General features: G+C 71.2%; 15 protein-coding genes and 1 pseudogene. 9 read left to right on the plus strand and 7 right to left on the minus strand.

Annotation, left to right across the window (positions count from 1 at the left end; all coding sequences use genetic code 11):
- The first annotated feature begins 66 nt into the window (after positions 1-66).
- Positions 67-2,769: an exo-beta-D-glucosaminidase gene (locus tag ABZT17_RS28915; RefSeq protein WP_356352868.1), complete on the plus strand. Its 2,703-nt coding sequence runs from the start codon at positions 67-69 to the stop codon at positions 2,767-2,769.
- 37 nt (positions 2,770-2,806) lie between these two features.
- Here the strand turns inward: ABZT17_RS28915 and ABZT17_RS28920 are convergent, their stop codons facing one another.
- The gene (locus ABZT17_RS28920) at positions 2,807-4,261 is read right to left on the minus strand and encodes a hydrolase (RefSeq protein WP_356352869.1); all 1,455 of its coding nucleotides are present in this window, start codon (positions 4,259-4,261) and stop codon (positions 2,807-2,809) included.
- A 255-nt stretch (positions 4,262-4,516) separates the two neighbouring features.
- Here ABZT17_RS28920 and ABZT17_RS28925 point away from each other — a divergent pair, with 255 nt between their 5' ends.
- On the plus strand, positions 4,517-4,780 hold the full coding sequence (locus ABZT17_RS28925; RefSeq protein WP_356352870.1) for a GlsB/YeaQ/YmgE family stress response membrane protein: 264 nt from the start codon (positions 4,517-4,519) through the stop codon (positions 4,778-4,780).
- Positions 4,781-5,076: 296 nt separating this feature from the next.
- Here ABZT17_RS28925 and ABZT17_RS28930 read toward each other — a convergent pair whose 3' ends face one another.
- Positions 5,077-5,997: an NAD(P)-dependent oxidoreductase gene (locus ABZT17_RS28930; RefSeq protein WP_356352872.1), complete on the minus strand. Its 921-nt coding sequence runs from the start codon at positions 5,995-5,997 to the stop codon at positions 5,077-5,079.
- 57 nt (positions 5,998-6,054) lie between these two features.
- Positions 6,055-6,831, minus strand: a complete 777-nt coding sequence (locus tag ABZT17_RS28935) for a GNAT family N-acetyltransferase (RefSeq protein ID WP_356352874.1) — start codon at positions 6,829-6,831, stop codon at positions 6,055-6,057.
- A 405-nt stretch (positions 6,832-7,236) separates the two neighbouring features.
- Between ABZT17_RS28935 and ABZT17_RS28940 the strand changes: the two genes are divergently transcribed.
- The 3 genes from ABZT17_RS28940 to ABZT17_RS28950 all read left to right on the plus strand — a co-directional run bounded on the left by ABZT17_RS28940 (position 7,237) and on the right by ABZT17_RS28950 (position 14,095).
- The gene (locus tag ABZT17_RS28940; protein ID WP_356352876.1) at positions 7,237-11,529 is read left to right on the plus strand and encodes an aminotransferase class I/II-fold pyridoxal phosphate-dependent enzyme; all 4,293 of its coding nucleotides are present in this window, start codon (positions 7,237-7,239) and stop codon (positions 11,527-11,529) included.
- A gap of 6 nt (positions 11,530-11,535) precedes the next feature.
- Positions 11,536-12,264: a class I SAM-dependent methyltransferase gene (locus tag ABZT17_RS28945; protein ID WP_356352878.1), complete on the plus strand. Its 729-nt coding sequence runs from the start codon at positions 11,536-11,538 to the stop codon at positions 12,262-12,264.
- 250 nt (positions 12,265-12,514) lie between these two features.
- A complete protein-coding gene (locus ABZT17_RS28950) occupies positions 12,515-14,095 on the plus strand; it encodes an alpha/beta hydrolase (RefSeq protein WP_356352880.1) in 1,581 nt (526 codons plus the stop codon).
- 2 nt (positions 14,096-14,097) lie between these two features.
- On the opposite strand, the gene ABZT17_RS28955 is transcribed toward ABZT17_RS28950, so the two are convergent.
- Positions 14,098-14,526 carry a MarR family winged helix-turn-helix transcriptional regulator gene (locus tag ABZT17_RS28955; protein ID WP_356352881.1) on the minus strand — a complete coding sequence of 143 codons (429 nt, stop codon included), beginning with the start codon at positions 14,524-14,526 and terminating at the stop codon, positions 14,098-14,100.
- 78 nt (positions 14,527-14,604) lie between these two features.
- On the opposite strand from ABZT17_RS28955, the gene ABZT17_RS28960 reads away from it, so the two are divergent.
- Complete coding sequence (locus ABZT17_RS28960) at positions 14,605-15,027, plus strand: PaaI family thioesterase (RefSeq protein ID WP_356352898.1); 423 nt, start codon at positions 14,605-14,607, stop codon at positions 15,025-15,027.
- An 86-nt stretch (positions 15,028-15,113) separates the two neighbouring features.
- On the plus strand, positions 15,114-16,211 hold the full coding sequence (locus ABZT17_RS28965; protein WP_356352883.1) for a chemotaxis protein: 1,098 nt from the start codon (positions 15,114-15,116) through the stop codon (positions 16,209-16,211).
- A 68-nt stretch (positions 16,212-16,279) separates the two neighbouring features.
- Here the strand turns inward: ABZT17_RS28965 and ABZT17_RS28970 are convergent, their stop codons facing one another.
- Positions 16,280-18,304, minus strand: a complete 2,025-nt coding sequence (locus tag ABZT17_RS28970; RefSeq protein ID WP_356352885.1) for a phosphocholine-specific phospholipase C — start codon at positions 18,302-18,304, stop codon at positions 16,280-16,282.
- A 142-nt stretch (positions 18,305-18,446) separates the two neighbouring features.
- Positions 18,447-18,860, minus strand: a complete 414-nt coding sequence (locus ABZT17_RS28975; protein WP_356352887.1) for an SsgA family sporulation/cell division regulator — start codon at positions 18,858-18,860, stop codon at positions 18,447-18,449.
- Positions 18,861-19,288: 428 nt separating this feature from the next.
- On the opposite strand from ABZT17_RS28975, the gene ABZT17_RS28980 reads away from it, so the two are divergent.
- Positions 19,289-20,704 (plus strand): SpoIIE family protein phosphatase, encoded by a 1,416-nt coding sequence (locus ABZT17_RS28980; protein WP_356352889.1) that lies wholly within the window; start codon positions 19,289-19,291, stop codon positions 20,702-20,704.
- Between the two features lie 26 nt (positions 20,705-20,730).
- Here the strand turns inward: ABZT17_RS28980 and ABZT17_RS28985 are convergent, their stop codons facing one another.
- Positions 20,731-22,221 carry a hypothetical protein gene (locus tag ABZT17_RS28985; RefSeq protein ID WP_356352891.1) on the minus strand — a complete coding sequence of 497 codons (1,491 nt, stop codon included), beginning with the start codon at positions 22,219-22,221 and terminating at the stop codon, positions 20,731-20,733.
- 254 nt (positions 22,222-22,475) lie between these two features.
- Between ABZT17_RS28985 and ABZT17_RS28990 the strand changes: the two are divergent.
- Positions 22,476-23,312, plus strand: a pseudogene (locus ABZT17_RS28990) (aminoglycoside phosphotransferase family protein); the annotation flags it as partial.
- Positions 23,313-23,409 lie beyond the last annotated feature (97 nt).

A 23,409-nucleotide genomic window follows, 5' to 3' on the forward strand; every position in this document is an offset into this window, starting at 1 on the left:
CTCGGCGCCCTAGCGTGACTTCGAGTTAGTAAAGTTTCCTAACTTTACGAAGGGGCTGGAGACTCCGTGAAAGGACACCGCCTCCCCACGGCCGCCGTGGTCCTGGGTCTGTTGGGTTCCCTGACGACCAGCGCCTGGGCGGGGCCCCACACCCATCGGACCGGCCCCCCGGACCGGCCGACCCGGGTCTCCTCCGCGCCGGGCGGCTCGACCGCGCTCTCCGGCTACGCCATCCAGTCGACGGCCAAGGTGTCCGACGCCGCGTCCGCCGTCTCCTCCCCCGGCTACCCGGCGACCGGCTGGTACCCGGCGGGGCCGCGCTCCACCGTCCTCGCCGCGCTGCTCGCCGACGGTGTGTACGCCGACCCGTTCCGCTCGACCAACCAGCAGAAGATCCCGAAGGCCGACTTCCAGGTCCCCTGGTGGTACCGCTCCGACTTCACGGTCACCGACACCGAGGAGCGCACCTATCTCGACTTCAGCGGGGTGATCTCGGCGGCCGACGTCTACGTCGACGGCAAGCAGGTCGCCACCACCAAGGACGTCACCGGCGCCTACACCGACCACGAGCTGGACGTGACTTCTCTGGTCCACTCCGGCACCAACACCGTCGCCTTCCGCGTCCAGCCCAATGACCCGGACAAGAACCTCACCATGGGGTGGATCGACTGGCTCCAGCCGCCGCCCGACGAGAACATGGGCATCGTCCGTGACGTCCTGGTCCGCCGCGGCGGCCCGGTCGCGCTGCGCGACGCGCATGTGGTGACCGATCTGGACGTGCCCTCACTGGCTTCGGCCGATCTGACGGTCAAGGCGCGGGCACGCAACGACTCCGGCGCACCGGTGACGGCGACCGTTTCGGGCGGCATCGGCACGACGACGTTCGAGAAGACCGTCACCCTCGCCGCACACGAGACCAGGGCCGTCACCTTCACCCCGTCCGACACACCGGGCCTGCGCCTCACCTCACCCAGGGTGTGGTGGCCGGCGGGCATGGGCGGCCAGCCTTTGTACGACCTGAACCTCACCGCCTCCGTCTCCGGCACCCCCTCGGACACCGCGCACGAGACCTTCGGCATCCGTGACGTCCGGGCGCCGCTGAACTCCGATGGCGCCCGCCGGTACCAGGTCAACGGACGCAGGCTGCTGATCAAGGGCGGCGGCTGGTCCCCGGACGAGTTCCTGCGCTGGGACCGGACGTATACCGAGGACCGTCTGAAGTACGCGCTCGACCTGGGCCTGAACACCATCCGCCTGGAAGGCCACCTGGAACCCGACGAGTTCTTCGACCTGGCCGACCGCTACGGCATCCTCACCCTCCCGGGCTGGGAGTGCTGCGACAAGTGGGAGGGCCAGGTCAACGGCGACGAGTCCGGCGAGAAGTGGACGGCCGCCGACTACCCGGTGGCCAAGGCGTCGATGGCCGCCGAGGCCGCCCGGCTGCGCGACCATCCGAGCGTGATCTCGTTCCTCATCGGCAGCGACTTCGCGCCCGACGCGACGATCGAGAAGAACTGTCTCGACGCCCTCCAGGCCGCCGACTGGCCCGACCCGGTGGTCGCCGCCGCCTCCGCCAACTCCTCGCCGCAGCTGGGCGGTTCCGGCATGAAGATGACCGGCCCCTACGACTGGATCCCGCCGAACTACTGGTACGCCAAACGCGAGGGCGGCGCCACCGGCTTCAACTCCGAGACCAGCGCGGGCCCCGACATCCCGACCCTGGACACCCTGCGCCGCATGATGACCCCCGCCGAACTCGACACCCTCTGGCAGAACCCCGGCGCCAAGCAGTACCACCGCTCCCCCTCGTCGACCTTCGGCACGCTCAAGCTCTACGACAACGCCCTCACCGGGCGCTACGGCGCCCCCACCGGCCTGACCGACTACGTCAGGAAGGCCCAGCTCGCCCAGTACGAGAACGTCCGCGCCCAGTTCGAGGCGTACGGCCGTAACGCCACCGACTCCTCGAAGCCGTCGACCGGCGTCGTCTACTGGATGTTCAACAGCGGCTGGACCTCGCTGCACTGGCAGCTGATGGACCGTTATCTCGACCAGGGCGGCGCCTACTTCGGGGCGAAGAAGGCCAATGAGCCGCTGCACATCCAGTACTCCTACGACGACCGCTCCGTGGACGTCGTCGACAACCGGCACACGGCGGCCTCCGGGCTCACCGCGCGGGCGACGCTGTTCGATCCCGACGGCACCCAGAGGTACGACAGGACCGTCACCGGTGTGAAGGTGGACGGCGACGGCGCGCACACCACCGCGCTCACGCTGCCCGCGTCGGTGAGCGGACTGCCGACGACCTATCTGGCCCGCCTGACGCTGACCGACGCCACCGGGAAGGAGGTCAGCCGGAACGTCTACTGGCTCTCCACCAGGCCGGACACCCTCGACTGGGCCGGCACCGACTGGTACTACACGCCCACGACGAGCTACGCCGATCTCAGGGGTCTGTCCTCGATGGCCCAGGTCCCGGTGTCGGCGACCGCGTCGACGGCGTCCGCGGGCGGCACCTCGACCACCACGGTGACCCTGCGCAACACGGGGACCGGGAAGACGCCGTCGCTGCTGACCGATGTGCATGTCGTCGACGCCAAGGGGCAGCCGGTGCTGCCGGTCCGGTGGTCGGACGACGAAGTGAGCCTGTGGCCGGGCGAGTCGGTGACGCTGACCGCCACCTACCGGACCTCGGATCTGCAGGGTGACGCGCCGCGCGTCAGGGTCTCCGGCTGGAACGCGCGGGAGCTGACGGCTGCGGCGGGGTGACCCCGTGGGGCCCGGTGCGGGCCGGGCCCCACGGACGTCAGCTGACGTTGAGCGCCGTGTCGTCGATGACGAAGGACGTCTGCAGGGTGGAGCCTTCCGTGCCGGTGAACTTCAGGGTGACCGTCTGGCCCGCGTAGCTCGCGAGGCTGAAGCTGCGCTGGGTGTAGCCACTGGCGGCGTTCAGGTTGGAGTAGGTCGCCAGCGTGCCGAGGACGGTCCCCGAGCTGTTGAGAACCTGCACCTTCAGGGTGTCGTAGGCCGTGCTGGTACTGGTCTCCGCCGTGTCGACGTGCAGATAGAAGCTGAGCGCGGCGGTGGTGCAGGCGGAGGGGATGGTCACCGACTGGGAGAGCGTGTCGGTGGTGGCGCTGCCATAGCCGTCCAGCCAGGCGTAGTACGAGCCCGTACGGGCGGACTCGCTGCTGGAGTTGGTGATGACGCCGCTGCTGGCGCTCCAGGTGGTGTTGCCCGACTCGAAGCCGTTGTTGCCGAGCAGCTGGGCGGCGGTGCAGGTGCCGGTGCCGCCGCCACCCCCACCCCCACCGCTGCTGCCGCTCGCCCCGGACAGCCACTCGGTGGCGTTGAGGGCGAGGGCCGCGTTGGTGGCGCCGGTGTCGTTCCAGCCGTCGTAGAGGGTGTTGCCGGACTGGCCGGTGCCGTCGTCGATCGGTGAGCTGTCGCCCCAGAAGGCGACCCGGCCGCTGCCGAAGGTGGAGGTCAGGAAGAAGGCGCCGGTGTTGCCCGAGTAACCGCTGCGGTACACCAGGCCCTTGACGGCCGAGTTGTCGGCCGGCTTGAGGGTGGCGGTGGTGCCGTCGGCGATCAGGCTCTTGGTGACGGTGCCGAAGGAGCCGTGGAGCACCGGATCGGTGCTGTCGCTGATCGCGGCCGGGTAGCCGGAGCTGATGTCCAGGGAGTCGATGGAGAAGCCGAACGGGTCGGTCGAGTCGACGCTGTTGTTGGTCATCAGGTCGTTGAGGATCTCGACCGCGTCCTCACCGTCGTTGTTGCGGTCCGCCCCGGTGTGGTCGGAGATCATGAACAGTCCGCCGCCGTTCTTGACGAAGTTCATGATCGCCGTCTTCTCGGCGGTGGTGAAGAGGGTGTTGGGCTCCGGCAGGACCAGGGTGTCGAAGTTCGACAGGTCGGTCGTGGACGAACCGCCGTAAGTGAGCGCGCTGGTCGCGGTCTTGAGGCTGTAGTTGCCGGTCTTCTGCAGGGCGACGCCCCACGAGGACAGCGCGCCCGTCCAGTCGGTCTCGGCGGACGGGGAGGAGTCCTGGGCCAGCGGGTCGGGCTTGCTGGTGGAGATGATCCAGTCGGCGTTGCCGGCCTCCTCGGCGTGACCGTCGTCGAAGAGGATGCGGTGGGTGGTGGCCGCGTGCGCGTGGGTGGCACCGACCGTCGTCTGGAGAGCGGCGCCCGTGGCGAGCAGGCCGAGGGCGGCGAGGGCCGTGGTGAGTCGGTGGCGGGATCTGGAACGGGTGAGCATCCGGCGTACCTCCGTGAGGGGTCGGGGACGAAAGCCGTGCGGGATGCGGATCGCCCTACGCGCGTAGACGCAGGGCATCTGCGCGCGTAGACATCCGGTCGCACCGTATCCGTGCGGCCGAACGATTGAACGGTACATGGCAGAACAGAAGCTGAACAGCTGTCATAGGACGGTCTTGACCTAAGCGGAACGGACTGTCCCTCCGCGCAGAGGGCATCCGCATACTGCTGGGGAAATTGACAAAAAGGGGCGGAGATGGAGATCTCAGGCATCATCAGTGCCATCATCATCGGAATCATCATCGGTGTGCTGGGCCGGCTGGTCGTTCCCGGCCGCCAGCACATCGGGATTCTGCTGACCATCGTCGTCGGCATCGTGGCCGCGCTGATCGGCTCGGCCATCGCGAGCGCCATCGGCGTGGCCGACACCAAGGGCATCGACTGGATCGAGTGGCTCATCCAGATCGGCCTGGCCGCGGTCGGTGTCGCCGCACTGGACCGGACGCGGGCACGGCGCTGACGGCGGCTCGTGCGCCGGTGCGCCGGCCGGTTCGGCCCGGGCGAGGCTCGTGTGCGCCTCGCCCGGGCCCGCTCTCCAGGCCCGCCGACGCGGCTCCCCGCGGCAGCCGGCGGGCCCGTCGCCTCGACCGGGCGCCCTGAGCGGGAGAGCGGGCGCCTCGGGAGGCCGTCCCCGGGCGGTGTCTCCAGGTGGTGACCCCAGGTGGTGTCTCCACGGCAGAGGGTGCCGGCCGGGGCGGGGTGTGAGGCAGGGCCGTTCGGCCCTCGCCGCCGGTCCGAACGGCCCCGGTCGGGCTTTCAACCGCGTGCCGCCAGCGCGGCGATGCCCTCGCGGCAGGAAGGGAACTCGGGTGTCCAGCCCAGCTCCCGCTCCGCCTTGGCCGACGACACACGCATGCTCGTCGCGAAGAGGGTGTGCGCGTAGGACATCGGCCGGGTCAGCCGGCGCGGCACGGTCAGCGGCTTCGGCAGGCCGAACTCCTCGGTGACGCACAGGAGATGAGCACGGAAACCGGTCGGCGTACGGTCGGTGACGTTGTACGCCTGTCCGGGGCGGCCGCGCTCGACCGCCGCGGCCACCGCGCGCGCCGCGTCCGTGAGGTCGACCCACGGCAGGACCCTGTCGCCGTCGGCGGGGGCCGGCAGCCGCCGCTTGCGCAGCATCGGCAACAGGGCGTCGGTGCCACCGGGGCCGTAGAACAGGCCGAACCTCAGGGCGATGCCCTCCAACCCACGTGCCTCGAAGGTGAGTTGCTCCTTGACCCGCATGCCCTCCACATGCCGCTCCAGTTCCGGGTCGGTGCCGGGCGGGCCGAAGGGGTCGTCCTCGGTGATCGTGTGGGTGCCGAAGTCCCCGTAGCCGTAGCCGAAGACCATCGACTCGCTGACGAACCGGCGTGCGCCGGTGGCCCGGGCGGCCTCGATGAGATGGCGGGTGCCGTCGATACGGAGGGCGTCGGTGGCGTGCATGTCGCGGTGGCGCAGGGGCGCCTTGCGCAGGGCGGTGGCGGCGTGGATGACGGTGTCGAAGTGCCGGCCGTCGACCGCGCGCAGCAGCGCGTCACGGTCCATGAGGTCGGCCCGCACCCCGGCTGCGGGTCCGCGGCCGAGGCCGGTGACCTTGTGGCCGGCCTCGGTCAGCACGCGGGTGATGTGGCCTCCGAGGACGCCGCTCGCGCCCGCCAGGAGGATGCTCTGGTCGCTCTGGTTCGTCGTCATGACCCTGCGACGGATCGGGGCGCCGCGGATGTGACATCCCCGCGGAAGCGACAGGCGCTACGGGGTGTACGTGTACGGAGTCGTCGTGGTCAGCGCCTCGAAACCGAGCCGTTCGAGGATCGGACGGCTCTGGCTGGAGGCGTCGACCTGGAGGTAGCGGTAGCCGCGCTCGACGGCGGCGCGGGCGCGGTGGGCGACCAGGGCGCGGTAGACACCGCGACCGCGCCACTCCTCGACGGTGCCGCCGCCCCAGAGCCCCGCGAACCGGGTGCCGGGCACCAGCTCCATCCGGGCCGAGCTCACCGGCTCGTCGCCGGCCAGGGCGACGACGGCGACGATGGTGTCCGGCTCGCCCGTGATCCGGGTCAGCAGCTGGTGGCGCATCCGGGTGCCGTCCCTGCCGAACGCCTTCTCGTGCACGTCGACCACGAGGTCGACGCCGGCCGCGTCCGTGACCGGCAGTACACGGATGCCCTCGGGCGGCCGGGCGTCCAGGTCGAGGCCGGCGACCTCGGCGATCATCAGCGTCTCCTCGGGCTCGGACTCGAACCCGGCCGACCGCAGCCGCTCCCCCAGGTCCATCGGCAGGTCGTGTCCGTAGAGCTTCCACTCGAACTCACGGCCGAGCCCGGAGTAGTAGGCGATCTGCCGGGCGATCGCCGCGTCCGCGTTCGTCTCGTCCAGGTCGGACCAGATCACGCCGTTCCACCCCTGGGCCGAGGCGACATGGCGCACCACTCCGCCGACCCGTTCGACACGGTCGTCGGGGCCGTCCGGCTGGGCGCCTTCGCGCATGTCACGGTCGAAGAGGGCGAGCACGCCTACGTGATCCATGTGATCACTCCAGCACCACGAGGCGACTGCGGCAACAGCATTACGAGCCGTCGTGCGACCGGACGGCAGCGAGCCGGGCGGTGAGCCGGTCACGGTCGCGGGCCCGTCGGTGAACAGACCGGCGGGCAGCGGGATCTCGTCCTCCCCGGCCGTCGCTGCCCCTGATCACGGCGGCGCTCCGTGGCGTGGCCTCGCGCGCCGACACGCCTTCCCGGCGGCGCGAGGGCGCTGGTGGACCACGGCGCACGTGCGCTTCCTCGACGGAGGGACTGAGGCGGGCCCGGTCCGCCCGAGATGCAGGGCTCCGGCCGTGGTGCCTACGATCTACGGATAAGCAGACCAGGTGGACGGCCCGGTCTCCCCACCGGGGGGAGGCGCTTGCTTTTGCTGCGCGCACATCGGCTCATGGCCGCTCATGTCGCGCTGGTCGCGGTCGCCACCATCGTGTACATGACCGTGCCGGCCACGCGTGCTCCGGTATGGGCGGTGATCGGTCTCTCCGGGGTCGCCGCCGTGCTGGTCGGCGTGCGGGTGCACCGGCCCGCCCATCGCTGGCCCTGGTGGCTGCTGGCGGCCGGTCTGTTCACGTTCATCGCGGGCGACACGTACTACAACGTCGTCGAGGAGTACTTCAAGGCCTCCAACCCGTTCCCGTCCCCCGCCGACGCCAGTTACCTCGCGACCTATCCGCTGTTCGCCGCGGGACTCTCGGGCCTGGTCCGTTACCGGTGGGCCGGGCACGACCTGCCGAGCCTGCTGGACGCGATGATCTTCACCGCTGGTCTGGCACTGCCGGTGTGGGTGTATCTGGTGCAGCCGCTCACCGAGGTGGAGGGGCTCACCTGGCAGCAGCGGGCCATCAGCATCGCCTACCCCCTCGGTGACGTCCTCGTCCTGGCCCTGCTGGCGCGGCTGCTCACCCCGAGCCCGGCCGACGGCCACAACCGGTCCGTGCAGCTCCTGGTCGTCGGCACGCTGACGCTGCTCGGCTTCGACATCGCGTACGGCATCCTGCAGCTGAACTCGATATGGCAGGCCGGCACGGCCCTGGACTCCGGGTGGATCGTCTTCTACACGGCCTGGGGCCAGGCGGCGCTGCACCCGGCGATGAAGGAGCTGACCGCGGCCGTCCCCCAGCGCAGGTCCCTGGTCGCGCCGAGGCGCCGGCCGGCCATGCTGGCCGTGGCGACCCTCATCGCCCCCGGCATCCTGCTGTACGAGGGGCTTGCCCGCACACCGCGCGACGCCGCCGTGATCGCCGCCTTCTCCATTGTGCTGTTCCTGCTCGTCATCCTTCGGCTCGGCGGGATGGTGGTGGCCCACCGGATCACGGTGGCGCGGGAGTTGGCGCTGCGCAGGGCGGCCGCGTCGCTGGTGTCCGCGGTCCGGCAGCAGGAGGTCGCCCGGTCGTGCGAGATCGCCGTCGACCGGCTGCTGGGCACCACGGTCGAGCACCGGACCCTGCTGCTGCCCGCCGAGCGCGCGTCCGACCTGGAGCCCTACCACGGGCGGCTCGTCGAGGCCCGTGAGCTGGGCCCCGACGTCGAGACCGAGGCGGCGGGCGCCACGGTGCTGGTCTGCCTGATGATCCCGCCCGAGCGTCCCTACGGCGATGTCCCGGGCGTGCTGCTGGTCGCCGGGCCGCCCGGCCGACTCGCCGAGAGCCGCGGCTCGCTGGAGATCCTGGCCTCGCACGCGGGCCTCGCCATGGAACGCATCGCCCTGCGCCAGGAGATCATCCGCAGGGAGAACGAGGCGTACTTCCGCACCCTGGTGCGCAACGCCTCCGACGTCATCCTCATCATCGAGGACGACGACACGATCCGTTACGCCAGCCCCTCGGCGGCCTCCGTCTTCGGCACCGCCGACCTCGTCGGCGCCTCGCTGCCGGAGCTGGTCGACCCGCGCGACCGGCACCGTGCGGCGCGGGAGCTGACGGCCGTGCGGGACAACGGGCCCCGGGCCACCCACGACCACTGGTGGGTGCGGCACCGGGCGGACCGGGTCGAGGTCGAGGTGCGGTGCAGCGACTTCCGGGACGAGCAGACCGTCGGCGGCCTGGTGGTCACCCTGCGCGACGTGACCGAGCAGCGCCGGCTGGAGCACGAGCTGACCCAGCGGGCCTTCCACGACTCGCTGACCGGCCTGCCCAACCGGACGCTGCTGCTGGAGCGGATCGAGCGCGCCCTGCTGCGCGGCCGCCGCGAGTCCTCCCTGACCTGTCTGCTCTTCATCGACCTCGACGACTTCAAGGACGTCAACGACACCCTCGGACACTCGGCCGGCGACCATCTGCTGATCTCGGTCGGCGAGCGGCTGTCCAAGACGCTGCGGCGCACCGACACCGCCGCCCGGCTCGGCGGCGACGAGTTCGCCGTACTGATGGAGGACGCCCGTGAGCCGCTGGACGCCGAGCTGCTGGCCGCCCAGGTCGTGCAGAGCCTGACCAGGCCGTTCGCCCTCGCGGACGAGGCGGTGACCGTCTCCGCGAGCGTGGGGGTGGCCACCGCCCGCGACAGCACGGACGCGGAGGAGCTGCTCGGCCACGCCGACCTCGCGCTGTACGCGGCGAAGGCGGCCGGCAAACGGCAGTGGCGGCGCTTCCAGCCCCTGCTGCACACCCGGATGATCGAGCGGCACGATCTGCAGAGCCGGCTCGCCCGGGCGGTGGAGGACAAGCAGTTCACCCTGCGCTACCAGCCCGTCGTGGACATCGCCGCGGGAGAGGTCGTCGGCTTCGAGGCGCTGGTCCGCTGGCCGCAGGCCCCGCCCCGGCCCGTGCCGCCGGAGCAGTTCATCACCCTGGCCGAGGAGACCGGGCACATCGCGCCGCTCGGGGCGTGGGTCCTGGAGAACGCGGTCAGCGACATCGCCGGGCTCCAGCGGCTGCCCGGCCCCGCCGCGCCGCCGTACGTCAGTGTGAACGTGTCGGCCCGGCAGTTCCGTGACGCCGGGTTCGTGGACCAGGTCGGTGAGGCGCTGCGGACGCCCGGGCTCGCACCCGGTTCGCTGCAGCTGGAGCTCACCGAGACCGTGCTGCTGCGCCGCGACGCCCAGATCCAGGCGGTGCTGCGGGCCCTGAAGGAGCTGGGCGTGCACATCGCGGTGGACGACTTCGGGACCGGATTCTCCTCGCTGCGGTATCTGCGGGACTTCCCCATCGACGTACTGAAGATCGACAAGACGTTCATCGACGACATCACCCGTGACGCCCAGCAGGTGGCGCTCGTCGAGGGCATCGTGCGCATCGCCGACACACTGGGGCTGCAGGTGATCGCCGAGGGGATCGAGGAACCGGCGCAGCGCGATCTGCTGGCGGGCATGGGCTGCCGGTTCGGGCAGGGCTTTCTGTTCGCGCGGCCGCTGACGGTACGGCAGAGCGAGCGGGTGCTGCGGCAGCGTGACGGCCGCTGCTACGCGCCGGGAGCCGACGGGACGAAGCCGGTCGCGGCGCCGAACGGGCGGCCCACGCCGGCGGAGCGGCGGGCCTCGCTGTGGGCGGACCTCGAACACCTGCGGCGCACCAGTCCGATGAGCGACGCCGTACTCGACGAGGTGCGGGGCCGGCGCATCCGCAGCCGCGGGCACTGGCTGATCGACTTCGCCTCCTGCAACTACCTGGGCTTCGACTGGGACCCGGAGATCATCGACGCCGTGGATCCCGCCGTACGGCGCTGGGGCACCCATCCCAGCTGGTCGCGGCTGCTGGGAAGCCCGCGTCTGTACCCCGAGATCGAGGAGCGGCTCGCCGGGCTGCTCGGCGCGCCGGACACGCTGCTGCTGCCGACGCTCACCCTGATCCACGCCTCGGTGATCCCGATCCTGGCCGAGGGCGGCCATGTCTTCGTGGAGGCGACGGCGCACCGGACGGTGTACGACGGCTGCCTGGTGGCCCGCGGCCAGGGCGCCACCCTGCACCGCTTCCACGCCGAACGCCCCGACGAGCTGGAGGTCCTGCTCTCCTCGGTGCCGTCGGCCCTCCCCCGGCTGGTGTGCCTGGACGGCGTCAACAGCATGACCGGGAACCTCCCGGACCTGCCCGCCCTGGCCTCGGTGTGCCGTGCCGGGGGCGCGACGCTCTACGTCGACGACGCGCACGGCTTCGGGGTCATCGGCGAGCGCGGGCCCCGGGAGCCGTGCCCGTACGGATCGCGCGGCAACGGGGTGGTGCGGCACGCAGGGGAGTCGTACGACGGGATCGTGCTGGTCTCCGGCTTCTCCAAGGCGTACTCGTCGCTGCTCGCCTTCCTCGCCCTGCCCACCGAGCTGAAGAACCGCCTGAAGACGGCCGCGGGGCCCTACCTCTACTCCGGCCCCTCCCCCACGGCGTCCCTGGCGACGGCGCTCGCCGGCCTGGATGTCAACGACCGGCGCGGTGACGCGCTCCGCACCGACCTGTTCCACCGGACGGAGCGGGTGCTGGACCACCTCGCCGCCCTGGACGTCGGCACGCTCAACCGGGACCGGCTGCCGATCATCGAGATCCCGCTGGTGAACGCCGACGACCTGGACGCGGTCGCCGCGTTCCTGTGGGAGGAGGGCATCTATGTCACGCTGGCCGCCTATCCCCTCGTACCGCGCGACCGGGTCGGCTTCCGCATCCAGGTCACGGCGCTGAACTCGGATGGCGACATCGACCGGCTGAACGGCACGCTGACCCGGCTGGCCGCGCGTTTCCCGCTGAAGCCGAAGGGCTGAGACGGCATGACGACTCACAACGACGACGTGGACTGGGACCGGTGGCCGGTCGCGGACTACCTCGCGGAGAACTACCGCGACGTGCACCCGTCCGACGCCGCGGTCATCGCCCACCACTCCGCCTTCTACCGGCGTCTGGCCCCGGACTCCCTGACCCGTACGGTCGAGTTCGGGGCGGGCCCCAACCTGTACCCGCTCATCCTCGCGGCGGCGGCGAGCCGCCGTATCGACGCCGTCGAGGCGGGGGCCGGCAATGTCGCCTATCTGGAGCGGCAGATCGTGTGCGGGCCGGAGGCGAGCTGGCTGCCCTTCCACGCGCTGTGCCGGCGGCTGAACCCGGACCTGCCCGCCACCCTGGCCCGGGCGCTGGCCCATGTCCACGTCGTCCACGCCGACGTCCGCGAACTCGCCCCCGGCGGCTACGACCTGGCGTCGATGCACTTCGTCGCCGAGGGGGCCACCGAGGACCTGGCGGAGTTCGCCGACTTCTGCCGCACCTTCGTGGGCTGCGTGGTCCCGGGCGGGTGGCTGGTCGCCGCCTTCATGGAGAACCTGCCCACCTACCGCATCGGACCGGCGTCCCGCTGGCCCGGCTGTCCGGTGAACCCGGAGACGGTCACGAAGGTGTTCACCCCGCTGACCCGCGAACTCACCGTCACCCGCATCGACGCGGACCCGACCCTGCCCGCCTACGGGGATTCGGGGATGGTGCTGCTGACGGGGGTGGCGCGCTAGGCGGCCGCGGCTGAATCGCCCCCTCGTGCGAGGCGGGCGTGTCGCCGGTGACGGTGTGGGCGAGGGAGATGGCCGCCCGGTCGGGGGCCGGGGAGCCCGGCCCGGGGTGGGGCGGGGTGGTCGGCCGCGGGCTCGGGGCGATCGGGGGTCGGGGGTCCCTCCGGCCCGGAGGCGGGGGCCGGGCCGTCCGCTTATCGTGATCGAGGGCGCCGTTCCACCCGGTCCGCGGCGGGCGCCCTTGGAGGCCGTGATGCTTGCCGAGCTGTCGACGCGGTCCGTGGTGCGGCGCTGTGCGCTCCCCGGGGCCGTCGGACTGGCCCTGCTCGCCGCCGGGCTGCCGACGGCGGCGGCGGACGGCACCGGACCCGACCTCTCGCGGTTCTACGCACAGAAGGTCTCGTGGTCGCGGTGCAAGGGCGCGGACATGCCCAGTGATCTTCAGTGCGGCAAGGTCACCGTGCCCCTCGACTACACCCGGCCCAAGGCCGGCACACTCGATCTCGCCCTCGCCCGCTACACCTCCACCGCGCGCAAGAAGCGGGGTTCCGTGGTGCTGAACTTCGGCGGGCCGGGCGGCGCCGGCGTCAGTGAACTCGCCGCGGACGGCGAGGACTTCATGGACCTCACGAACGAGTACGACGTGGTGAGCTTCGACCCGCGCGGCGTGGGCAGGTCCTCCCCGGTCAGCTGCGGCGACGGCTCCGACGAGGCGGCGGCGGTGCTCGACGACAACGCCGACCTCGGTGAACCCAGGGCCCTGCTCAGGGAGTTGAAGAAGGCCGCCGACGAATGCGCGCGGCACTCGGGCCCGGTCCTCCCCCACATCGGCACGGTGAACGCCGCACGCGACATGGACGTGATACGCCAGGCCCTCGGGGACCGGAAGCTCAACTACCTCGGCTTCTCCTACGGCACCCGCCTCGGCGCGGTCTACGCGGCCCAGTTCCCCAAAAAAGTGGGCCGGTTGGTGCTCGACGGGGTGGACACGCTCACCGAGCCGATGTCCGAACAGGGGGTGGCGGGGGCCGAGGGCCAGCAGACGGCGCTCGACGACTTCATCGCCTATTGCGTCAAGGACGTCGCCTGTCCCTTCGGGCAGGACGAGCGGGACGCCCGCGATCAGGTCGTACAGCTGGTGAACTCGCTCGACGAGAACCCGGTGCCGACGGACTTCGGCCAGGAGTTCACCGGTCAGGACCTCGTGGGCGCGATCGGTCAGGCGCTGTACAGCAAGAGCCTCTGGCCGTCGCTGGAGCGCGCCCTCTCCCAGCTCGTCGAGGACGGCGACACCCGCGGAGTGATGAACTTCGCGTCCGGCGGGGCGGGTTGGGCGGTCCGGGAGGAGTCCGACGGCGGTCTGGTCGACGAGGACCAGGTACCGCTCGACAACCTTCCGGCGGCGCTGATGGCGATCAACTGCGCCGACGATCCGGATCGCCCCGGCGCCCGCCGGATCACCGAGGACCTCGCCGCACTGCGCGCCGAGTACCAGCAGGCCTCACCGGTCTTCGGCCGCTACCGCCTCACCGAACTGCTGATGTGCTACGGCCGCCCCAGGGGCACCGCCTACATCCGCGACCAGGTACGTGATGTGCACACCGCGAAGATGCTTCTCGTGGGCACCCGGGGCGACCCGGCGACGCCGTACCGCTGGACCGTGGAGACGGCGAAGCGGCTCGGCTCCTCCGCCGTCGTCCTCGACAACAAGGGCGAGGGGCACACCGGGTACGGCTCCTCCAAGTGTGTGCACCAGAAGGTCGACGACTTCCTCATGTACGGCTCCCTGCCACCGGACGGCAGCTCCTGCGGGCCGGAGGAGGACGACGGCTGACCTCACGCCTCCCAGTCGTACGCGAGCCGGTGCAGCGCCCCGGCAGTCCGTGCGAACCCGTCGTCCCCCAGCAGCTCCCTGAGCTCGGTGTTGAAGCGGTCGATCTCCGGCTGCGCCGCGTCCAGGGCGGCGGCTCCGGCGGGGGTCAGCCCGAGGAGCACGGCTCGGTGCTGGTTCGGGTGTGTCCGCTTGGTGAGCAGCCCCGCCATGGCCAGGCGCCCCACGAGTGCCGTGACGGCCGACTCCCGAAGCCCGAGAACACGGGCCAGCTCCTGCTGCGTCATGTCCGGCTGCTCCTGTACGGCGAACAGCGCGCCGATCTGCGCGGTGGTGACGCCGGCGACGGCCAGGCAGCGACGGTCCACCGAGGTGCGCAGACGGTGTGCCGCCCGCTGGAGCAGGAAGTACAGACGCTGATCCGGCTCGGACATGGGCCGATCTTGACAGAGGTCACCGGCCCGCGCCACCCTCACTTCACTGGTGAAGTGAGACGGAGGGCCGACGCGACGATGGATCTGGACCTGGTCCGTGAGGCGCTGGGCGACCAGCCCTTCAGCAGGCTGCTCGGCACCCGGCTGGTGGACTGCGGGGACGGCGCGGCCACGCTGGAGCTGGACATCCGCGAGGAGCTGCTGCAGCAGTACGGCTTCGTCCACGGCGGTGTCGTGTCCTATCTGGCGGACAACACGCTGACGCTCGCCGCGGCCACGGTGGTGGGACCCGGGGTCATCACGTCCGGGTTCACCATCGACTACCTGCGTCCGGCCACGGGCGCGGTGCTGCGCGCGGACGCTCAGGTGGTGCGGGCCGGCCGGACCCGTGTCGTGTGCCGCTGCGAGGTGGCGACGGTCGACGGCGGCGGGGTGCGGACCCTGTGCGCCGTGGCGCAGGGCAATGTCGCGGTGACCGAACCGGCGGGCGCCGGCCGCTAGGGCACGCCATGCGGTGGCCGCCGCCACCTATTTCTGGCGGGATTGCCCCGAATGCCCGATCGGTGAATCAGTCCTATCGTGCTCTTATGGAGCACGACCTGAGTCCCTCGACCCTCTCCGAACTCCGGCGCCCGCGCCCCTATCCGGCCGTGTCCGTGCTGACACCGACACACCGCCGCGAGCCCGACAACGCACAGGACCCGGTCCGGCTGCGCAATGTGGTGGCCGAGGCCAAGAAACAGCTGGAGTCCGATCCGGCGGTGAGCCGGGAGCGGCGCTCCGACGTGGTCCACCAGCTCGACCAGGCCCTCGCGGAGGTGGATCTGGCCCATGCCGAGGACGGTCTGGTGATCTTCGCCGCTCCGGGTGAGCACCAGGTGTGGTCGCTCGGCCGTACCGTGCCCGAGCGCGTGGTCCTCTCGGACACCTTCCTCACCCGCAACCTGGTCTCCGCGCACGCCGCCGAGCGGCCGTTCTGGGTGCTGTCGGTCTCCGCCGACCGGGTCGCTCTGTGGAGCGGGGGCGCGGACCGCGTCACCCTGGAGCGCACCGGCGGATTCCCGGTGACCCGGACGCCGGTGGACTTCGACGCCGAACGGCAGGAGCGTATCGGCGACATGCCGAGCACCTTCCGCGACGAGGACACCCGGCACTTCCTGCGGGAGGCCGACGCCGCGATGGGCATGGTCCTGCGCGAACAGCCACGACCGCTCTACGTCACCGGTGAGCCGGCCGCCCTGTCCCTGCTGGACGAGGTGGGCGGCGTCACCAAGGAGGCCGTGCGCATCCCGCACGGCGGTCTGGCCCACGGCACGCCCGACGCCGTGTGGCAGGCGGTGGGTCCGACGGTGGCCGCCGAGGCCCGCCTCGGTACCCAGGCCGTCGCCCGGGAACTGGAGTCGGCCCGGGGCCGCAAGACCTTCGCGGCCGGCGTCGACGAGGTCTGGCAGAGCGCCCGGGAGGGCCGGGTACGGCTGCTCGCCGTGGAGGAGAACTACCGCGTCACGGTGCGGGACGCTCTCGGTGACCATCTGCTGCCGGCGGTGACCGGGGATCTCGACGCCCGCGAGGACATCGTGGACGAGATCGTCGAGCAGTGTCTGGAGACGGGCGCGGACGTCCGCTTCGTGCCGGACGGGACACTGGCCGACGCGCGCGGGATCGCGGGAGTCCTGCGGTACTGAGCCCGGGCGGAGGTCCGGGTCCCGGCGCGGTGGGGGTCCGGACCGGCCGCCCGGACCCCGCGCCCGGTTCAGCCGCTGACGCTCGCCGTGCCCGTCTCCAGGTGCCCGGTGAACCGGCGTGACCAGGTCGCTTCGGAGTCGACGGTGACCGTGAAGTCGTACCAACCGCCCTGGTACGCGACGGCGTTGAAGAAGTCCTCGGCCGACCCGCCCGCGGCGACCGGGTAGCTCCACGGTCCGTCGCCGCGGTAGTGGTTGGAGGTGATGGTGAACCGCACCGGCGCCGAGCCCGAGTTGGCCATCGTGAAGTAGACCGCGAGCTTGCCGGTGCCCGGCTCCACGGCGTACCGCGTGCTCACCTCGGCCGACCGGCCCGCCTTGGTCGCGTCGCCCTGGAAGCGGCGCAGGAAGCGGTTGGGGCCGACCATGGTCAGGTCGTACTTGCCGTCGCCGTACCCCGAGCCGATGTTGAAGTAGTCGGAGGCAGTGCCGCCCGCGTCGACGGTGTACTGCCAGGGCGTGGTGTCGCGGTAGGCGCCCGGGTGGATGGAGAAGTGCGCGGCACGCCGGGCGGCGCCGCCCTGGTTGGTCATGGCGAACCAGGCGAGGATCTTGCCGCCCGTCCCGAACTCCAGGTGGTCCAGATAGCCGTTCGGCTGGTACGGCAGTGCGCGGGCGGGGCGGGTGCCGGTCTCCTGGGCGGGCAGGGCGTTGGTGGTGGGCACCGGGTTGGGGAGCGGGCCGCAGGTGGAGTAGCCGATGACGCCGGTGGCGGGGAGGGGGACCGTGCCGTAGACCGGGTTGGCGAAGTCGAAGACTCCGGTGAGGTCACCGCTCACCTTGCGGCGCCAGGCGCTGATGTTGGGGCAGGAGGCGGGCCTGCCGAGGGCCGACGTCCAGGTCTCCAGGAAACGCAGCACCGAGGTGTGCTCGAAGACCTCGGAGGAGACCCAACCACCGTGCGTCCAGGGCGAGACGACGATCATCGGGACGCGGAAGCCGAAGCCGTACGGCACTCCGTTCAGGAACTCGTCGGCGGTTCCGGCGGGCGGGACCGGGGGCGGGACGTGGTCGAAGCACCCGTCGTTCTCGTCGTAGTTGAGGAACAGCACGGTCGAGTCGAAGACGTCGGGATCCGCGGCCAGGGCCTGGTAGACCAGGCTGACGAAGTGGGCGCCGTCGCCGGGCGGGGCGTAGGGGTGCTCGGAGAAGGCCTGGTTGGGGACGATCCAGGAGACCTGCGGGAGGGTGCCCGCGACGACGTCGGCCCTGACGGCGGCGGCGATGTCGTCCGGGGTCGAGCCGGTGACCTTCGCCACGGACGCCATGCCCCGGTCGTACAGGGGGCTGCCCGCCTTGGAGTTGGCGAAGCTCTTGAAGTAGGCGCAGCCGTTGTCGCCGAAGTTGTCCTGCGCGTTCTGGTAGACCTTCCAGGTCACTCCGGCGTTCTGCAGGGCCTCGGCGTAGTTCTGCCAGGTGAGGCCGGACTCGTCGCCGCCGTCATAGCTGGAGGAGTCGACCTTGCCGCTCCAGAGGTAGGTGCGGTTGGGGCCGGTGGCGCTGAGGGTGGAGCAGAAGTAGGCGTCGCAGACGGTGTAGTTGTCGGCGAGCGCGTAGTGGAAGGGGATGTCGGAGCGGTCCAGGTAGCCGAGGGAGCGGACGTTCCCCACCCCCGACACCCAGTTGTCGAGCCGTCCCTTGTTCCAGGCCGCGTGCTGGGAGGACCAGGAGTGCGGCAGATCGCCGTTGCACTGGGCGAGGGTCTCGCCGTCCTTGCCGCCCGCGGCCGGGGTGGCGCTGAGCTTCCACGGGTACTGGCGGGCGGAGCCGTTCGGCTGGTCGAAGACCGAGTGGCCGCCGCCGAGCGTGATGCCGCTGCGGTCGTCGAAGCCCCGGACGCCCTTCAGCCGCCCGAAGTAGTGGTCGAAGCTGCGGTTCTCCTGCATCAGGATCACCACGTGCTTCACGTCCGTGATCGTGCCGGTCGCCGCGCTCTGGGCAGCGGTCGCCGGACGCGCGCCGGCGCCCACCGCCATGCCCGCCGCCACGGTGGCGCCGAGCCCCACGAAGCCTCTTCGGCTGATCGGTGTCATTCGCCCCGCCCTCGTCACAGGAGTGCCCCTGCGGCACACCGCGCGCAAGGCTGCACGGGGTGAGGGCCGAGGTCCATACCCGGTCGGTGAGGCGGAGGTGAACAGAAGTCAAAGCCGGTCCCGGTTCGGCGGATCGCCGCCGTCAGACATTGCGGAACAGCGCGCTCAGCCCCCGGTCGACGGCTTCGCCCAGATCCTCCTGCCCGGCCGCCACCACCGCGTAGGTGCGCAGCAGGAAGCGCCGCAGGGCCGAGGTGTCGAACTGCAGGAGGGCCATGCCGTAGGGCGAGTGGAGCTCCACCACGGTGCGGGCGCGGCCGCAGGGCCAGAGGTGGACGTCGCCGTCGCCCGCGGGGCCCCGCAGGCCTTCCTCCAGGAGGGAGCGGGCGAAGGTCCAGCTGACCTCGGTGCCGTCGAGGGAGACGTCGGGCGGGAAGTCGAGGTGCACGGCCAGCGGGTCCTCGGAGGTGTAGCGCAACGTCGCCGGGACGGGCAGCTCCTGCTCGTCGGCGGTGATCAGACGGCCACGGGCGGGCTGTTCGAGCGCGATGTCCATGGATCGTTCCCCCCTGCAGATCGCACGTCGGCCGGATTGCCGATGTGCTTGTACGACCTCGCAGGTGCCGCTCGCATTACGCGGAAGCGCTTGCGAGTTTATGTGACCTACATCACTTTCTTTCGAAGGGAGCCCGTCGGCTCCGGGTATGCCAGGCCTCTTAGAACAGACACCCGTCGAACATGCGCATGAACACCCGCTCGGGCTCCGTTACGATGCCTCAAGTCGCGTACGGCATCTACGACTTGCCCCACCGGGCGAGGTAGCCGGTACGCGCAGGCGGACCACACCTTGAAGACGGTGGCATATGCCATAAGCACCACCGGATCGTGTGTTGCCAAATCCCTTACAGGGCGTCGCGGGCTGTGCAACAGTCGTAACGGTCCCTCCGTCCGCCTTGGTCGTACCGTCCCGCATCGGAGCGCGTCATGCCGTCCCATCTCTCTGCGGATCACCCAGCCGCCCAGCCGCCGGGGCGCGGCTCGGTCGACGCGCTGATATCGCAGACGCGACGGCTCAAGGGCGACATGGACGCCGTACGGCGGGACGCGGACGGCGACGGTTCGGACCCGCAGGAGCGCTGGCAGCGCGCGCTGAGCGATCTGGCCCTGCATCAACTCAACGACCTCGAGACCCACTTGGCGCAGTTGCGGGACGGCCCGCAGCCCGCGCCACCGCACCCGGCCCCGCCCGTGCCGTCCGCTCCCCGGCGCGGCTCGCTGCTCAGCAGGGTCGGCAGTGCGGAGTGGAACCTGCTGACGGACGAGGCGAGTTGGTCCGGTGAGCTGTACCAGATCCTGGGCCGCGCCCCCACCGCTCCCCCGCTCACCCTCGACGAACTGCCGTCCCTGGTGCTCGACGAGGACCGCGCGAAACTGACGACGATGGTCACCGACTGTCTCGTCGACGCCAAGCCCATCGACGGCGAGTTCCGCATCGTGCGCCCGGACGGCGAGGTGCGGACGGTGCACATGATGGGCGAGCCCGTGCTCGACGCCGACGGCAGCACCGCCTCCATGTGGGCCGTACTGCGGGACGTCAGCGAACTGCGCCGCAGCCAGCGGGCGGTGAGCGAGACCCGTGACTCGCTGCAGCGCCAGCAGCACCGCGCGCAGACCGAGCACCGGCTCGCGGTCGAGCTGCAGGAGGCCGTGCTGCCGCCGTGGCGCGGCTCCCTGCGGCTCCCGCACCAGGGACCCGAGACACTCGATCTCGCGGCGCACTATCTGCCCTCCTCGTCCACCGCGCTGATCGGTGGCGACTGGTACGACGCACTCGAACTCTCCGACGGACAGAGCCTGTTGAGCGTCGGTGACCTGACCGGACACGGCGTCGTCGTCACGTCCGGCATGGCGATGCTGCTCGGCGCCCTGCGGGGCATGGCGATGGCCGGCACCGAGCCGGGCCGGCTGCTCTCCCTGCTCAACCAGTTACTCGACGCCACCGTGCAACCCGCTCTGGGCAGCGCCGTCTGCTGCCGCTACCGGTCCGAGACCCGCACCCTGACCTGGGCGCAGGCCGGACACCCCGCCCCGCTGCTGTTCCGCGGCGGGACGGGGCGCAGGCTGCGCGCACCGGACGGGGTCCTGCTGGGCGCGACCTCGGGTGCCACCTACGAGCAGGCCCACGAGACCCTCGAGGTGGGCGACCTCCTGCTGCTGCACACCGACGGGCTGGTGCCCGGGCACGACAGCAGGTCGGAGCCCGCGAGCCGGCTCCTCGACCTGGCCCCCCGCTTCGGCGAGGCGCGCACCGCACAGGACTGCGTGCGGATGGTCGTGGAGGAGTTCGGCGGGACCGAGCGCGACGACGACGCGTGCGTGCTCGTCGCCAGGGTGGTCTGACCACGTGGTCCGACCGCACGAACCCCCTATACCCGTACGCTGCTTCCCCCCTGGGACTTCCTCGGCAGCGCCAGCTTGATCTCCTCCCGCAGCTCGTGGATCTTCGGATAGCTGGAGTACTCGGCGGTGAGCCGGTACATCTGGCGCAGCCGGTCCCAGGTGCGGTGGGAGGAGTTGGATCCCATCGACATCAGGGCCAGTCGGGCGTAGCGGTCGGCCTGTTCGGGGTCGTCGGCGATGAAGCAGGCGGAGGCCATGGACAGGAAGTCGAAGATCTTCGACCGCTGGCGTCCGTCGACCCGCAGAGCCAGGGCCTTCTCCGCGTAGTGCTGGGCGTGCGCGGCCGCCGAGGGATCGTGCTCGGCCAGTGTCCGGTAGGCCAGGGCCTGCATGCCGTAGAGGTCCTCCTCCTTGAACATCTGCATCCAGCTCGGCGGCGGCACATCGCCCTTGTCGGAGACGAAGAGGTCCTCCGCCTGGCCGAGGGTGCGGCGCATGGCCTGGCCCTTGCCCATGGAGGCCTGTGCCCAGGCCTCGATGGTGCAGAGCATGGCCCGGGTGCGCGGCAGCACCTCCTCGCCGGAACCGGACTGGGCCAGCTTCATCAGGTCGAGTGCGTCGTCGGGACGGCCCAGGTGCACCATCTGGCGGGCCGCGCGGGAGAGCGCCTCCCCCGCGCGGGGCCGGTCGCCGCCCTCCCGGGCCGCGTGGGCGGCGATGACGAAGTACTTCTGGGCCGTGGGTTCGAGGCCGACGTCGTGGGACATCCAGCCCGCGAGGACGGCGAGGTTGGCGGCGACGCCCCACAGGCGCCGCTGGAGATGGTCGGGATGTCGGTAGGCGAGCATGCCGCCCACCTCGTTGAGCTGGCCCACGACCGCCTTGCGCTGCAGCCCGCCGCCGCGGGCCGCGTCCCAGGCCCGGAACACCTCGACCGAGCGCTCCAGCTCCTCGATCTCCTGCGACCCGATCGGGGCGGCCTCGTAGCGGTCGAACCCGGCGGGGTCGGCGTGCAGGGGATCGTCGAAGCGTGGGGCGTCGGCCCTGAGGCCCGGGTCGGTGTGCAGCCAGTCGTACATGGCGCTGCTGAGTGCGGATCCTGCGGTGAGCGCGACACCCGCGCCCACCAAGCCGCGTCGGTTGAGCATGAGGTCCATTCCCGTGAATTCGGTGAGGACCGCCGCGGTCCGTTCGGGCGCCCACGGCACGCCGTCGGGATGTTCCGCACTCCCGGCGTCCGGCCGTTTCCCTGTACGCCCGTGCCGGACCAGACCGAGGTCCTCGATGGTCACGACACGGCCGAGACGCTCGGTGAACAGAGCCGCCAGCACCCGCGGCACCGGATCGCGGGGAATCTCCCCGGTGTCGATCCAACGCCGTACCCGGGAGGTGTCGGTCGACAGCTGGGGATGGCCCATGGCCGTCGCCTGCCGGTTGACCAGCCTCGCGAGTTCACCCTTGGACCAGCCGGCCAGGCCGAACAGGTCCGCCAGGCGGGTGTTGGGTTGTCCGCTCACGTCAAGCCCCCAGGTTCTCGGCTGAGTTGACAGTAGCCGGGTGAGAGTTGCCGGGCGACTATTCGCCAGGGTTCGCCAGGGTGCGCCAGATGGTGTGCCACTGGGCATCGGGTGTCAGGTAGGAATGCGCTACCCCGACCCGGTTGCCGTTGTGAACGACGGGTGTACTCCCCAGGGTGCTCCCGAAGTGCCGGGCCGGGTAGCGCAGTCACGCAGACAGGCAATGCAGGCACACGAAGGGATCTGTTTCGCCCATGTACGCAGCATCGTCCTCCGTGTCCGCCCCGCCCCGGTCGTTGCGCCCCCGTCCGGCGGCCGGCGGCCCCTACCTCGACCCCGCCGTGCGTCCGGCGGCCCCCGCGCTCGGTGCGGGCCGGCCCTTGCGCGCCCCGGGGCTCGGCACCCAACCGCTCAGCGGGAGACTCGACTTGTCCGGCCCCCAGGGGGCCCAACTGCGTACGGCGATCGCGTCGGTGCACCGGATCTGCCCGGAGTTCGCTCCGGTGCAGGTGCTGCGCCGCAGTGGCCGCTCCGTACTCCTGGTCGGCACCACCGGACGCAGCACGGCCGTCGCCAAGTGTTTACTGGACCACTCCCCGGTGTGGTCCGAGCGGATCCGGCACGAGATAGCGGCCTACCGCTCGTTCGTCCGGCACCGCCCTCCGGTGCGGGTGCCGAGACTGATCGCGGCGGACCCGGACAACTGCACACTCGTCATCGAGCGGATGCCGGGACGGGTGGCGGCGCTGCAGCGGCACCCGGCCGAGGCCCCGCCCCGGACGGACATCAGGGCGGCGCTCGGCGCGATCTGCCGGCTCAACGCCTGGCGGCCGCCGGCGGGCACCTTCGACGCCCCGCTGGACTACGCCGCCCGGATCTCCCGCTATCACGAACTGGGGCTGCTGACCGACCGGGACATGGGCGACCTGCAGAAGCTGCTGCACGGCATCGCGCACTCGGCGGGCCGGCAGGGCATGGGCCAGTTCTGCCACGGCGACGCACTGCTCTCGAACATCCTGCTGTCCCCGGCCGGTCCAGTGCTGGTGGACTGGGAGCACGCGGGCTGGTACCTGCCGGGCTACGACCTGGCGGTACTCTCGCCGCCACGCTCACCTCGGTCGCCGACCCGCTGCAGCGCCCGATGGACGCATACGTGAGGCTGCGCGAGGACATCACAGCGCAGGAGTG

Source organism: Streptomyces sp. NPDC005648 (assembly GCF_040605395.1).
Taxonomy (GTDB): domain Bacteria; phylum Actinomycetota; class Actinomycetes; order Streptomycetales; family Streptomycetaceae; genus Streptomyces.

Coding starts and splice junctions, on each gene's coding strand:
- ABZT17_RS28920 (WP_356352869.1), bottom strand. CDS start 4,261: ATGCTCACCCGTTCCAGATCCCGCCACCGACTCACCACGGCCCTCGCC.
- ABZT17_RS28925 (WP_356352870.1), top strand. CDS start 4,517: ATGGAGATCTCAGGCATCATCAGTGCCATCATCATCGGAATCATCATC.
- ABZT17_RS28930 (WP_356352872.1), bottom strand. CDS start 5,997: ATGACGACGAACCAGAGCGACCAGAGCATCCTCCTGGCGGGCGCGAGC.
- ABZT17_RS28935 (WP_356352874.1), bottom strand. CDS start 6,831: ATGGATCACGTAGGCGTGCTCGCCCTCTTCGACCGTGACATGCGCGAA.
- ABZT17_RS28940 (WP_356352876.1), top strand. CDS start 7,237: ATGGCCGCTCATGTCGCGCTGGTCGCGGTCGCCACCATCGTGTACATG.
- ABZT17_RS28945 (WP_356352878.1), top strand. CDS start 11,536: ATGACGACTCACAACGACGACGTGGACTGGGACCGGTGGCCGGTCGCG.
- ABZT17_RS28950 (WP_356352880.1), top strand. CDS start 12,515: ATGCTTGCCGAGCTGTCGACGCGGTCCGTGGTGCGGCGCTGTGCGCTC.
- ABZT17_RS28955 (WP_356352881.1), bottom strand. CDS start 14,526: ATGTCCGAGCCGGATCAGCGTCTGTACTTCCTGCTCCAGCGGGCGGCA.
- ABZT17_RS28960 (WP_356352898.1), top strand. CDS start 14,605: ATGGATCTGGACCTGGTCCGTGAGGCGCTGGGCGACCAGCCCTTCAGC.
- ABZT17_RS28965 (WP_356352883.1), top strand. CDS start 15,114: ATGGAGCACGACCTGAGTCCCTCGACCCTCTCCGAACTCCGGCGCCCG.
- ABZT17_RS28970 (WP_356352885.1), bottom strand. CDS start 18,304: ATGACACCGATCAGCCGAAGAGGCTTCGTGGGGCTCGGCGCCACCGTG.
- ABZT17_RS28975 (WP_356352887.1), bottom strand. CDS start 18,860: ATGGACATCGCGCTCGAACAGCCCGCCCGTGGCCGTCTGATCACCGCC.
- ABZT17_RS28980 (WP_356352889.1), top strand. CDS start 19,289: ATGCCGTCCCATCTCTCTGCGGATCACCCAGCCGCCCAGCCGCCGGGG.